A 13221-nucleotide genomic window follows, 5' to 3' on the forward strand; every position below is an offset into this window, starting at 1 on the left:
GGGAAGGGCGCGCTCTTCCCCTGTTTTTGTTTTTATAGCCCCAATATTCTGGTTTGGAGCAGGCACTGATGGAAAACCTGGAGCAACTTGTTCAGGACGGGCTTACTGCAGTCAAGAACGCGGACAGTTTGCAGACACTGGATCAAATCCGGGTGGAATACCTGGGCAAGAAAGGGGTAATCACCCAACAGGCGAAGACCCTTGGCAAACTGAGCCCGGAAGAGCGTCCTGCCGCCGGCCAGAAGATCAATGAGGCCAAGGGTCAGGTTGAGGAAGCCATCAACGCCCGCCGCGCCAGCCTCGAAGAAGCCGCTATCGCTGACCGGCTGGCCCGGGAGTCCATCGACGTGACCCTGCCGGGCCGTGGCCAGGACCTGGGTGGCCTGCACCCGGTAACCCGCACCCTCCAGCGAATTGAGCAGTTTTTCGGCAATGCCGGCTACTCCGTAGAGCAGGGGCCGGAGATCGAAGACGACTACCATAACTTCGAAGCACTCAATATTCCGGGACATCATCCAGCCCGGGCCATGCACGATACCTTCTACTTCAACCCGGGCACGTTGCTGCGCACGCACACCTCTCCGGTACAAATCCGTACCATGGAAGCGGGTAAACCACCGTTCCGGATGATCTGTCCCGGCCGCGTCTACCGGTGTGACTCGGACATGACCCACACCCCCATGTTCCACCAGGTGGAAGGTCTGCTGGTGGAGCGCAACGTGAGCTTTGCCGACCTCAAGAGCACTATCGAGGAATTCCTGCGGGTCTTTTTCGAGCGGGACCTGCAAGTGCGGTTCCGTCCTTCCTACTTTCCGTTCACCGAGCCCTCCGCCGAGGTGGATATAGAGTGGGGCCGGGAAGAGGACGGCAGCATCAAGTGGCTTGAGGTGATGGGTTGCGGCATGGTGCACCCGAAAGTGTTCGATTACTGCGGCATCGACGCCGAGGAATACCGTGGTTTTGCCTTTGGCCTGGGGGTAGAGCGCCTGGCCATGCTCCGTTACGGGGTCAACGACCTGCGGATGTTCTTCGACAACGACCTGCGCTTCCTGCGCCAGTTCCGTTAATTCCAGATCGCATCAGGACAAGGCATTTAACATGAAATTCAGTGAAAAGTGGCTGCGCGAGTGGGTCAACCCGGCTATTGGCACCCAGGAACTGATGGACCAGATCACCATGGCGGGTCTGGAAGTGGACGGTTTCGAGCCCGTAGCAGGGGAATTTACCGGGGTAATCGTTGGTGAAGTACGCTCTGTGGCACCGCACCCGGACGCTGATAAGTTGCGGGTCTGCCAGGTAGCTGGTGGCGATGAGGTCGTACAGGTTGTCTGCGGCGCCCCTAACGTCCGGGAAGGCCTCAAGGTCCCGTTTGCGGTTGTGGGCGCTGTATTGCCAGGAAATTTCCGGATCAAGGCGGCCAAGCTGCGTGGCCAGCCTTCCAATGGCATGCTTTGCTCCGAGTCTGAACTGGGCCTGTCAGAGGACCATGGAGGGCTGATGGAGCTGCCTGCCGAGGCGCCAACAGGGCAGGACCTCTGTGACTACCTGGGCCTGAACGACATCACCATTGATGTGGACCTGACCCCTAACCGGGCAGACTGCCTGTCCCTGCGCGGCCTGGCGCGGGAAGTGGGCGTACTGACCGGTGAGTCCGTCAACGAGCCAGAGCTGCATCCGGTGCCAGCCACCCATGACGAGAAACCACAGGTGACCGTCGAAGCACCGGCCGCCTGCCCCCGTTATCTGGGGCGGGTTATTCGCAACGTTGATCTCTCCGTAGACACCCCCCTGTGGATGGTGGAAAAGTTGCGCCGCAGCGGCATCCGATCCATTGATCCGGCTGTGGACATTACCAACTACGTGATGCTGGAACTGGGCCAGCCGCTGCATGCCTTTGACCGGGCCGAGATCGACGGCGGTATCGTGGTACGCATGGCCCACCAGGATGAGGAACTGGTGCTGCTGGATGGTCAGACCGTCAAGCTTACCTCCGACACCCTGGTTATTGCAGATCATCAAAAACCCCTCGCCATCGCCGGCGTGATGGGTGGAGAGCATTCCGGTGTCACTGAAAAGACCCGTGACCTGGTGCTGGAATCTGCCTGGTTTGAGCCGGTGGCCCTGGCCGGCAAGGCCCGTGAATATGGCCTGCATACCGACGCCTCCCATCGCTTCGAGCGGGGTGTTGATTATGAGCTGGCCCGTACCGCCATGGAACGGGCCACTGCCTTGCTGCTGGAAATCACCGGCGGCGAGCCTGGCGAGATTGTTGACGTGGTCAGCGAGGCGCACCTGCCGGATGCTCCCAGGGTAACCCTGCGAGCTGAGCGTCTGGCCGGCGTACTGGGTATGACCATCGACGCGTCGCGGGTAGAAGACATCCTGACCCGTCTGGGTCTGGACATTATTGACCAGGCGGGGGACCGCTGGACCGTGCGGGTGCCCAGCTACCGTCCGGACATCAGTATCGAGGAAGATCTGATTGAGGAAGTTGGTCGCATCTACGGCTACAACAACCTGCCGGTGACCGAGCCGTTTGGTTCCCTGGCCATGCGCCCTCGGCAAGAGGCTGTTCGGCCGCTGTCAGCTGTGCGCGATTTCTTCGTGGCCAATGGCTACCAGGAGGCCATCACCTATAGCTTTGTTGATCCGAAGGTACAGGCGATCCTGGACCCGGCGCGTGACGGCATCGCCCTGGCAAACCCGATCTCGGCGGACCTGGCGGTAATGCGCACAACGCTATGGAGCGGGCTGGTAAAGACGCTGGAGTACAACCAGAAGCGCCAGCAGCCCCGTATTCGCCTGTTCGAATCCGGTCTGAGGTTTGTGAAAGACGGCGAGCAGATCGACCAGCAGCCCATGCTCGCTGGCATTGTGACTGGCAACCAGCTGCCTGAGAATTGGGCAAACGGTCGCCGCCAGGCCGATTTCTTCGACGTGAAAGGGGAGCTGGAAGCCCTGTTCAGCCTGCTCGGGGTTGAGGTTCGTTTCACCGCTGGAGAGCACCCGGCCCTGCACCCCGGCCAGTGCGCGCAGCTATTCCTTGGGGATCAGCCAGTTGGCTGGTTGGGTGCCATGCATCCGCTGGTGCAGAAAAAACTGGATCTGGATGGCACGATCCTGATGTTTGAGCTATTCTTGAATCCTATCGTTTCCGGATATGTGCCTAATTTCAAAGAATTTTCAAAATACCCTGAAGTTCGCCGTGATTTGGCTATTATTATCGGAAATGAGATTGCGTTTGCAGACGTAGACCGGGTTGTCCGCAACAATGCCGGAGAGCGCCTGAACGCGCTGCGTGCGTTTGATGTCTATGAAGGCGAAAAGCTGGGTGAAGGCAAGCGAAGTCTGGCCCTGAGCCTCTTCTGGCAGCATCCCGAGCGCACACTCAATGATGATGAAGTGCATGAGCTGTTCGACGGGGTCATCCAGGCCCTGCAGAGCGAGCTGGGAGCGACACTGAGGAGTTGATAATGGCGGCTTTGACGAAAGCGGAAATGGCAGAAAGGCTGTACGAGGAACTGGGCCTGAACAAACGCGAAGCCAAGGAAATGGTCGAGGCTTTTTTCGACGAAATCAGAGACGCACTCAGCCATAACGAGCAGGTAAAGTTGTCAGGTTTTGGCAACTTTGACCTGCGGGACAAGAAGCAACGTCCGGGACGGAACCCGAAAACGGGTGAGGAAATCCCCATCAGCGCACGCCGTGTGGTGACCTTCCGGCCAGGCCAGAAACTCAAGCAAAAAGTAGAGACCTATGCTGGAAGCCAGTCATAACAACGAGCTGCCGGTTATTCCCGGCAAGCGCTACTTCACCATCGGTGAAGTGGCGGACCTGTGCCAGGTAAAGGCCCATGTGCTGCGGTACTGGGAGCAGGAGTTTCCTCAGTTATCGCCGGTCAAGCGCCGGGGTAACCGACGCTATTACCAGCGTGCCGACGTCATCACTATTCGGCAGATTCGCAGCCTGCTGTATGACCAGGGCTATACCATTGGTGGTGCCAAGCAGAAGCTGAACGGTGAGGAAATCAAGGAAGATACCAGCCAGTACAGGCAGCTGATCCGTCAGATGATCACTGAACTCGAAGATGTGCTGGATGTGCTGAACTCGCCGGTCCGTTAATGCTGGATACGGATCAGTTAGCCAAAAAAAACCGGCCTGGGGTTCCAGGCCGGTTTTTTATTGATGGAGCCTATGTAGCCACAAAGGCTGTTTGATTCTGTCAGATTGTTCGGTGAGCCGAGGGTTACTGACGGCGCTGACGAAGCTTGCGACTCCAGCGTTGCTTGGCATACCGGCGCAGGTTGGAGACATTATCGGTCTCATCCATGATCTCGGTGCCCAGCAGGGTTTCCAGGATGTCTTCCAGTGTCACTATACCCAGCCATGTGCCCAACTCGTCGTATACGATGGCCATGTGCTGACGTTCCCGGAGCATCTCGGAGAACAGGAATTCGATATTCGTGCTGGCTTTGACCCGTTTGATCGGCCGGATGTTATCCATCAGCGCAGCATCGGAGGCCAGGTTGATAACGTCAGCCTTATGGATATAGCCCAGCGCTTCCCCTTCTTCGTCCAGCACCGGAAAGCGCGAGAAGGGCGTTGTTCTGACCTTTTGCAGAAACTCGTCGAGCGTCGTCTCCGGTGAAATCACCTTGCACACGGTACGCGGTGTCATCACGGCACTGACTTTGATCTCGTGGAAGCGCAGCACGTTCTGGATAATTCGTCGCTCGTCCTCGTCCAGGGCTTGCTGGTCACGCCCGATTTCCGCCAGGGCGCTGATTTCTCCACGAATGTCGGTTTCGTCTTCGCCAGACGTCAGCCGGCGGGTGACCAGCTTGGACAGCCAGACAAAGGGGAGCAGGGCTTTTACCAGGAACCCGAGAGTCGCCGGTAGTGCAGGGGCGATATTGCGCCAGTAGCGGGCACCAATGGTTTTGGGAATGATCTCGGACAGTATCAGGATCGCCAGTGTCATGGCTGCAGACGCAGCGCCCAGCCAGGCTTCGCCAAAAACCACGGCAACCTGGGCGCCGACGCCAGTGGCGCCGGCGGTATGGGCGATGGTGTTCAGGGTCAGGATGGCCGACAGGGGGTCATCGATTTCATCCTTGAGTTTGCGCAGCCGTTTGAAAAGCTCGGGCCTGTCCTTCCGAAGCGAGGCTATATAGCTTGGAGTAACTGACAGCAGTGACGCTTCAAGAATGGAACAGAGGAAGGAAAAACCGATGGAAATTACGGCAAACAGGATGAGAAGTGTCATGGGGTCCCGAGTTGGATGAATACTTCCGGATGTTATCGCGGCCGGTTGAACTTGTGAAGCGTCCGGATTACCGGTCGCCGGGAGAAATGGAAACAAAAACGGTATAGTGCAGAAAAGTCTTTTGCCGGGAAGGATATCCATGCTGTTTGCCATATTACTGGGTGCTGCGATTGGTTACGCGTTTGGTCGTTTGCCGGGCCTGATCATCGGTGGCGCCGTGGGAGCGTTTCTTTTCAAACGCCTGAAAAAGAAAGTCGTTGGCCGACTCCAGGACATGCAGAGTGGGTTTGTGGAATCGGTCTTCGCCGTCATGGGCGCTGTGAGCAAGGCCGACGGGGTGGTTACCCGCGATGAGATCCGCATGGCGGAGACCATGTTTGATCGCTTTCACCTGAATGCCAGCCAGCGGGAGACCGCCAAGGCCGCCTTCAATCGGGGCAAGGCCGGGGATTTTGACCTGGACGCGGAGCTGCAACGTTTCCGGCGGGTCTGTGCCGGCCAGTCAGCCCTGCTGCAGATGTTCCTGCAGGTGCAGGTGTCAGCGGTAGCCGCCGATGGTGAGGTGCACCCCGCCGAACACGAGATGCTGGTGCGCATTGCCCGGGGGCTGGGCCTGCCAGAGAGCCTGGTGGAGCAACTGGAGGCCACGCTGCGAAGCGCCAAGGCGGGTGCGTCGGGCGCTTCGAGATACTCCACCGGCCAGCAGATTGACGATGCCTACAAGACCCTCGGGGTGAGTCCGTCAGCCAGTGATGCTGAACTCAAACGGGCTTATCGCAAGCTGATGAGCGAAAACCATCCGGACAAACTGGCCGGCCGGGGCCTGCCAGAGAGCATGCGGGAGATGGCTGAAGAGCGCACCCGGGAAATCAGCCATGCCTACGATGTGGTCAAGGAAGCCCGCAAAAAGAGTGCCTGAGTGCCGGGTCCAACTGATTTGCATTGAAACCGGGTGTAAAAGTGTATTACTTATTGACCGTCTAATAGTGATCCTCTAGCTTGATGAGGGTGGGAGGTTTGCCAACACGCCGTCCCCGCCTCGATACAAGAAAAATCATTAGCGGAGATCCTATGAAAATGTCACCAAGAGCCCCCCGTTCATTGCTTTCCCTTGCCTGCGCCATGGCTATCGGCGTTTCGGTGGGTGTGGCCAAGGCCGAAGAGTATGACCTGCCCCGGTTGCTGGTGATCGGAACGCCGGGCACCTCCAGCGGCAGCTTTGCTTCCACCAATGGCTGGGCCCCGATCCTCAAGGAACAGCTGGGGACCAACTCCCGCGTTGTGCCGGAGGACAGCGAACCCCAACGCTACAGGCGGCTGACCGAACGGCGCGACATCAACATGAGTTCCGTGTCCTCAGCGGAAATGCGCTTCCAGGTTGAGGGTATCGGTGCCTATGCCGGCATGGAGCCGGTCCCGCAACGTATGCTCTGGCACCACAACGATACCCCCTGGGGATTCGTGGTTTCCGGCGATTCCGACATTGAAACCATGGATGACCTGAAAAAAGGCGGAGTGCGGGTCGCCCAGGGCGCGTTTTCGCCCCCCATGACGACGGCGGTCCAGCAAGCCTTGCCGGCCTACCTTGGCATGACGGAGGAGGAGGCCAGTGAAAAACTGGAGTTTGTTCCCGCCAGCAGTTATGTGGAGAACTGCCGGTCCGTAGTAGAAGGTAAGGCGGATGTGGCTTATTGCGCCACCATCAGCTCGGTTCTCTCGGAAATGGAGGGGGCACCCGGTGGCATTCGTTGGCTGAACATGGATATCGATAACAAGGAGGCTTGGGCGGGCTTCCTGGAACACCGGCCGATGGTTGTGCCTACCACGATCACCATGGGCGTCAGCACCGCCAAGGGGGTTGATGGCCTGGCGTCCAACTTCGTCTATGCGGTGCCGGCCGATGTGGATGACGCCTTCGCCTATAGCCTGGCAAAGTGGTTCCATCAAAGCTTTGACGACTACAAGGGCACGCACCCACTTGCAACACGCATGGATGTGGACATCTTCCGGGACTATCTTGACCGCTCACCGATCCCGGTTCATGAAGGCACGGTTCGCTACCTGAAAGAAATTGATGTGTGGACAGAGGAAGACGACGCCTGGAACAACGAGGCCATTAAAAAGATGGATGCCTGGATAGAAGCCCGCAAGGCTGCTCTCGCAGAGGCCAGGGAGCAAGGCGTGGAGATCAGCCATAATAACGAGGACTTTATGGCGATTTACCGCAAACACACCGAAGGCCTGGAAGGTTTCCGTTCACGACTCTGATTCCGGTTCTGTCCTGAAAAGCCGTTGGCGCTGGACAAGCGCCAGCGGCTTTTTCGTTTAAGAGCATCCGCTCGCAGGATTTATTCGTCCGATCCTTAGTGATACTCTAGCCTGACACTTGTCAGGATTTGGCTCGCCTGTTGTTATCGCAGGATAACAACGTGTAATAACTATCAATGAGGTTGGTTAATGACGAATTTTTCCCCCGCTCGTTCCTTGCTTTCCGTGGCTGCGGCCGTCTCACTTAGCGTGTCCGCTACGGTGGCCCAGGCTGAGGACTATGACCTGCCACGGCTGCTGGTTATCGGCACCCCTGGCACTTCCAGTGGCAGCTTCGCTTCCACCAATGGCTGGGCCCCGGTACTGAAAGACCAGACCGGCTCCAATGCCCGGATCGTTCCGGAAGACAGCGAAGCCCAGCGTTATCGCCGCCTGACCGACCGTCGCGATATCAACATCAGTTCTGTGGCTTCTGCTGAGATCCGTTCCCAGACTGAGGGTGTTGGCGCCTATGCCGGTATCAAGCCCGTTGCCCAGCGGGTGATCTGGCACCATAACGATACGCCCTGGGGCTTCGTGGTATCCGGTGAGTCTGACCTGGAGTCCATGGAAGACCTCAAGCGGGACGGTATCCGGGTAGCCGTGGGTGCCTTTTCCCCACCCATGATCACCGCCGCCCGCAAGGCGCTGCCAGCCTACCTGGGCCTGTCCGAGGAAGAAGCGGAAGAAATGATCACCTTTGTGCCGGCCAGCAGCTACGTGGAGAACTGCCGTTCCGTCGTTGAAGGTAAGGCAGACGTGGCCTACTGCGCTACTGTCAGCTCGGTGCTTGCAGAAATGGAAGGCGCTCCCGGTGGCATCCGCTGGCTGGATATGGACCAGAGCAACACGGAAGCATGGGATGCCTATCTTGCCCATCGCCCGATGACCGTGCCGGTCACCATCAATATGGGTGTCAGCACTGCGAAGGGTGTGGGTGGTCTCACCTCCAACTTCCTGTACGCGGTACCGGCGGACGCCGATGATGAGTTTGCCTATGACATGGCGAAGTGGTTCCACAAGGCCTACGACGACTACAAGGGCTCGCATCCGCTTTCCAGTCGTATGTCCATGGAAGTATTCCGGGACTACCTGGACACCTCACCGCTGCCGGTCCACGAGGGTACGGTTCGTTACCTGAAGGAAATCGGCGAATGGACCGAAGAGGACGACGCCTGGAACCAGGCGGCTATCGAGAAGATGGACGCGTGGATCGAAGCCCGCGCAGCAGCCATGGCAGAGGCCCGGGACAAGCGCATCGCCCCGGACCAGAACAATGAGGAATACATGGCCATCTTCAGGAAGCACACAGAGGGCCTGGAAGGCTTCCGCACACGCCTTTAACCAGGCTGGTAGGAACCAGGGCGGATTATGGTTGCCGCCCTGGTCCACCTCTGCGACTATCTCCTCACAATTAACACAAGAAACCGACTCCTATGACTCAATCGACATCGCCGGAACAGGCCCCTGCGGCCCTTCCGGAAGCCGAGCCGGAAGTTACGCGGCTTGGCCATCTGTTTTCATGGCAGAGTATTACCTTTGTCGTGCTCAGCATTCTCGGACTGCTGGGTGGTCTGGCCTATATTTTCGGCTTCACCTGGGACGGTCAGCGCCTGCTTGAGGGCGAGTACTACTGGGTGTTCATCGGGTTGTTCTCGGCTGCTGCCTTCATTGCCCTGCCGGCCCGTAGAGGCCAGACGAAGGTACCTTTCTATGACGTGATTGCTGCGATCGTGGTCATCGCCGTCAGTTTCTACTTTGCCACCAACGCCTGGGACATGGTGCAGGCCGGGTGGAGCAACCTCTACCTTGGGGTAGTGGTCTGGCTGCTGATGATGGAGCTGGCACGTCGTAGTGGGGGCATTCCGTTCCTGCTGGTGGTCGTGCTGTTGGGCCTGTATCCGTTGGTCGCCGATTATTTCCCCGGCCTGCTGATGGGTATTCCCTACCAGTTTGAATACATGATCGAAGCCCACGTTTTCCGGGCGGAAGGCATGATGGGCATTACCACCAAGATCGTGGCTGAAATCATCCTGGGCTTCCTGGTGTTCGCCGGGGTGCTGCTGGCCACGGGTGCGGGTGGTTTCTTCATTGACCTGGCCAACGCCAGTTTCGGTCGCTACCGGGGTGGTCCGGCCAAGGTGGCGGTGGTTGCGAGTGGCTTTATGGGCAGCCTGTCCGGCTCTGTGTTCTCCAACATTGCCGGTACCGGTTCCATCACCATCCCGACCATGAAGAGGGTGGGCTATCCGAACCATTACGCGGGTGCGATCGAAGCCTGTGCCTCCATGGGTGGGGCGGTCATGCCGCCGGTTATGGGTGCCATTGCCTTTGTTATGGCGATAACCATTGGCGTCGACTACGCCACCATCATGATCGCGGCCATCCTGCCGTCACTGCTGTTCTACTTCGGCCTGCTGTTGCAGGTGGATGCCTACGCGGCGCGCACCGGCATGAAGGGCTTGCCGAAAGAGCAACTTCCTTCGGCCCGCAGCGTCCTGAAGCGGGGCTGGCCGTATCTTTCGGTGATGGTCTTCCTGATCTGGGGCCTGCTGTACATGCGGTGGGAATATTACACCCCGTGGTACGCCTGTCTGCTAATGGTTGGCCTGTCCTTCCTGCAGAAAGACACCCGGCTGACTCCGCGGCGCATGTTTGACGCCCTCCGGCAAATCGGTGTGCTGGTCACCCAGACCGCTGCCATCATTTTGCCGATCGCGTTTGTAGTGAGCGCCCTGACCATCACCGGTGTGACCGGGTCGGTGACGTCAGGCCTGGTGAGCCTGGGTGGCGATAACCTTTACCTGATCCTGCTGTTCGGTGTACTGGCGTGTTTCATCATGGGTATGGCGGGACTGGCCATCGTGGCCTATATCTTCCTGGCGGTCACCCTGGCGCCGGCGATTATCGAGGTGGGTGGTCTGAATACCATCGCAGTACACTTCTTTATCGTCTACTACGCCATGCTGTCGGCTATTACACCGCCGGTCGGTGCGGCGGCGTTCCTGGCCGGCACGATTGCAGGTGCACCGCCCATGCGGACGTCGGTAACGGCCATGCGGCTGGGTGTGGTGATCTACTTCATCCCGCTGTTCTTCCTGTTCCAGCCGGCACTGGTGCTGCAGGGTGACCTGACGCCGCTGGTTTACGTGCTGCCGTCCATCGTGGTGGGTATAATGATGATTTCCGGCGGCCTGGAGGGGTGGATGCTCGGCGCTGGCAAGGTGCCGCACCTGTTGCGACTGCCATTGCTGGCGGTGGGCTTTGCCTTCAGCTTCCCGGGTTTCTGGACAACTATCATCAGCGGGGCACTGGCCGTGTTGCTGATTGGTTGGGTCTGGAAAGAAAACCGGGCCAATCCGTTACTGAACTGACCGACACCGGACACCGGTGCGCCTGCTGGCGTGCCGGTGTCTCCCTCTTCTAAAGACTCTCAACGCCCGCTAGTTCCCCACTTCTGTCAGAAGCAGCGCTGTGACCAGCCGAGCAGATCAGTCTTGTTCAGGCCGGGATTCTTACTGTTCCGGACTGTAACGGGCCAGGTTTTCGATCATCGCCACAATTGCTGCGGCCACCGTATCGGCTACCAGGTCGTTATCCAGGTCCTGGTGCAGCCAGTCCCTCAAAGGTCCAAAGCTGGCCATGAAGAGCACCAGGTTGGCCACCACCAGGGTACGGGGATCGTTCTCGGGAAGCTGGGTCAGATCCTCGATGCTTTCGGCCAGGCGGCTGATGAGCTGCTCGTCCCTTGCCCGCATGGTCTTGCGGTCTTCCTTGGTAAGGTGAGGCACGGTCCGGTACGCCAGGAGGGTGCCCTTGCGGCGCTTGCTCCAGAACTCCTTGAGGTAGAACGCAACGTTGTCCTGCAGGCTGTTCTCCGGGTGCTGCTCCAGCAGGTCCGGCAGTGACGGTGCGCCGGAGCGGAACCAGAGCCGGTTCAGCAAACGCCGCAGGATATCGTTCTTGTTGGAAATATAGTCGTAGATGCTGGCCTGGTTGACGCCGGAGCGGGCACAGATATCGCGGATTGTTGTCGATGCGAAACCTTTCTGGAGGAAAAGCTCCAATGCGGCGTCGCAGATCTGTTCCCGGCGTTTCTCGGCGAGGGAAGCGTTTCGCACGCCGGCGACCCGGGCTTCCAGTAGTTCGTTTTTCACGGGACGGGCAGGTTCAAGCCCGGAGCTATCCGGGGTGTGCTGTATTGGTTTCATCGTTATTGTTATGCCTGACAAATGTCAGCAAAGTGTAGCGCTACGGTCAGTGAATTGAAAAGTTTCTGTAAATCTCTGTGGATCAGGCCACAACAGGTTTTGCCGTTCGGGTTCAATCCCGGTAGTCTGACAAGTGTCAGGATCGCACAGATCGCAAATCCTGATCCAAGGGATGCTACAAAAACAACACACTCTGGAGAAACCCCATGAAGATTCCTTTCCTTCGCCCTGCCTTGCTGTCACTGGCGGTCACCGTCGGTGTCACCAGTGTCGCCCACGCCGAATATGAAGACCTGCCTCGCCTGCTGGTGATTGGTACACCCAGCACCCAGACCGGAAGCTTTGCTTCCACAAACGGCTGGGCTGCTGTTTACCAGGAGCAGACCGACAAGGCAGCCCGGGTGGTCCCCGAAGACAGTGAAATGCAGCGCTACCGTCGACTGGTGGAGCGTCAGGACATTGCCCTGAGCTCTGTATCCGGGGCGGAAATGCGGTACCAGCTGGAAGGCATCGACAGCTATGTCGCTGCGCCTGTGTCCGCACAACGGATGGTCTGGCACCACAATGATACCCCCTGGGGGTTTGTTGTATCTGGTGACTCCGACATTGAAACCATGGAAGACCTGAAAGCAGGTGGTGTGCGTGTGGCCCAGGGTGCCTTTTCCCCGGCCATGACGACCACGGTACGTAAGGGTATGCCTGCCTATCTCGGCATCAGCGAGGATGAGGCTGAAAACGTCTTCAATTACGCACCGGCCAGCAGCTATGCTGAAAACTGCCGCTCGGTGGTTGAGGGCAGGGCAGACGTTGCCTGGTGTGCACCGATCAGTTCCGTGCTGTCCGAGATGGAAGGTGCTCCGGGGGGTATTCGCTGGCTGAACATGGACGTGGACAACAAAGAGGCCTGGGAAGGTTTCCTCCAGTATTCACCGATGTCCATTCCTGCGACGATTCAGTTCGGGGTTAAAACCGCGGTTGGTGTTGATGGTCTGACCTCCAACTTCATCTATGCCACCCGTCCCGAAATGGACGCCGACACAGTGTATGCGCTGGTGAAGTGGCTGCATGAAAATTACGACGACTACAAGGGCTCCCACCCGTTGGCGACCCGGATGAGCCTGGACATGACCCTTAGCTACATGAAGAACTCGCCGATTCCCCTGCACGAAGGTACCGTTCGTTACCTGAAGGAAATCGGCAAGTGGAGCGACGAGGATGAGCAGCTCCGTCAGGAAGCCATCGAGCATATGGACCGCTGGGTTGAAGCCCGCAAGGCCGTTATGGAAGAGGCCCGCGAGAAGCGTATCACTCCGTCTGCCGATAATGAGGAGTTTGTGAAGCTGCACGAGAAGCACACCAAGGACCTGGAAGGGTTCAAGTCACGCCTGTAATAGCGAATGGTGTGTGTGAAGAAGGCTCCTGCGGGAGCCTTCTTCC

Annotated in this window: 11 protein-coding genes; 9 read left to right on the forward strand and 2 right to left on the reverse strand. The window is 58.4% G+C overall.

The annotated features are described in order from the left end of the window. Window positions 1-68: 68 nt before the first annotated feature. The 4 genes from pheS to BM036_RS05960 are packed head-to-tail and all read left to right on the forward strand — an operon-like array spanning window position 69 to window position 4122. A complete protein-coding gene (gene pheS, locus BM036_RS05945) occupies window positions 69-1067 on the forward strand; it encodes a phenylalanine--tRNA ligase subunit alpha (RefSeq protein ID WP_091849464.1) in 999 nt (332 codons plus the stop codon). A gap of 31 nt (window positions 1068-1098) precedes the next feature. Next, window positions 1099-3471 carry a phenylalanine--tRNA ligase subunit beta gene (pheT, locus tag BM036_RS05950; protein WP_091849466.1) on the forward strand — a complete coding sequence of 791 codons (2373 nt, stop codon included), beginning with the start codon at window positions 1099-1101 and terminating at the stop codon, window positions 3469-3471. A gap of 2 nt (window positions 3472-3473) precedes the next feature. After that, window positions 3474-3776 carry an integration host factor subunit alpha gene (gene ihfA, locus BM036_RS05955; RefSeq protein ID WP_091849468.1) on the forward strand — a complete coding sequence of 101 codons (303 nt, stop codon included), beginning with the start codon at window positions 3474-3476 and terminating at the stop codon, window positions 3774-3776. Continuing rightward, on the forward strand, window positions 3757-4122 hold the full coding sequence (locus tag BM036_RS05960) for a MerR family transcriptional regulator (protein WP_091849470.1): 366 nt from the start codon (window positions 3757-3759) through the stop codon (window positions 4120-4122). Before ihfA ends, BM036_RS05960 begins: the two co-directional genes overlap by 20 nt. Window positions 4123-4246: 124 nt before the next feature. Here BM036_RS05960 and BM036_RS05965 read toward each other — a convergent pair whose 3' ends face one another. Beyond that, a complete protein-coding gene (locus BM036_RS05965; protein WP_091849472.1) occupies window positions 4247-5266 on the reverse strand; it encodes a CNNM domain-containing protein in 1020 nt (339 codons plus the stop codon). Between the two features lie 139 nt (window positions 5267-5405). Between BM036_RS05965 and djlA the strand changes: the two genes are divergently transcribed. The 4 genes from djlA (at window position 5406) to BM036_RS05985 (ending at window position 10947) form a co-directional block, all read left to right on the forward strand. Beyond that, a complete protein-coding gene (gene djlA, locus BM036_RS05970; RefSeq protein WP_091849474.1) occupies window positions 5406-6185 on the forward strand; it encodes a co-chaperone DjlA in 780 nt (259 codons plus the stop codon). Window positions 6186-6343: 158 nt separating this feature from the next. Next, window positions 6344-7534: a TAXI family TRAP transporter solute-binding subunit gene (locus tag BM036_RS05975; RefSeq protein WP_218144781.1), complete on the forward strand. Its 1191-nt coding sequence runs from the start codon at window positions 6344-6346 to the stop codon at window positions 7532-7534. 189 nt (window positions 7535-7723) lie between these two features. Beyond that, window positions 7724-8917, forward strand: coding sequence for a TAXI family TRAP transporter solute-binding subunit (locus BM036_RS05980; protein ID WP_091849478.1), 1194 nt, complete (start codon window positions 7724-7726; stop codon window positions 8915-8917). 92 nt (window positions 8918-9009) lie between these two features. Continuing rightward, window positions 9010-10947: a TRAP transporter permease gene (locus BM036_RS05985; protein ID WP_091849480.1), complete on the forward strand. Its 1938-nt coding sequence runs from the start codon at window positions 9010-9012 to the stop codon at window positions 10945-10947. A 141-nt stretch (window positions 10948-11088) separates the two neighbouring features. Here BM036_RS05985 and BM036_RS05990 read toward each other — a convergent pair whose 3' ends face one another. Then, on the reverse strand, window positions 11089-11784 hold the full coding sequence (locus BM036_RS05990) for a TetR/AcrR family transcriptional regulator (protein WP_091849482.1): 696 nt from the start codon (window positions 11782-11784) through the stop codon (window positions 11089-11091). A gap of 206 nt (window positions 11785-11990) precedes the next feature. On the opposite strand from BM036_RS05990, the gene BM036_RS05995 reads away from it, so the two are divergent. Continuing rightward, entirely contained in the window at window positions 11991-13175 is a 1185-nt protein-coding gene (locus BM036_RS05995) for a TAXI family TRAP transporter solute-binding subunit (RefSeq protein WP_091849484.1), read from the forward strand. Window positions 13176-13221 lie beyond the last annotated feature (46 nt).

This window comes from Marinobacter segnicrescens (genome assembly GCF_900111555.1).
In the GTDB taxonomy this organism is placed as follows: Bacteria; Pseudomonadota; Gammaproteobacteria; order Pseudomonadales; family Oleiphilaceae; genus Marinobacter; species Marinobacter segnicrescens.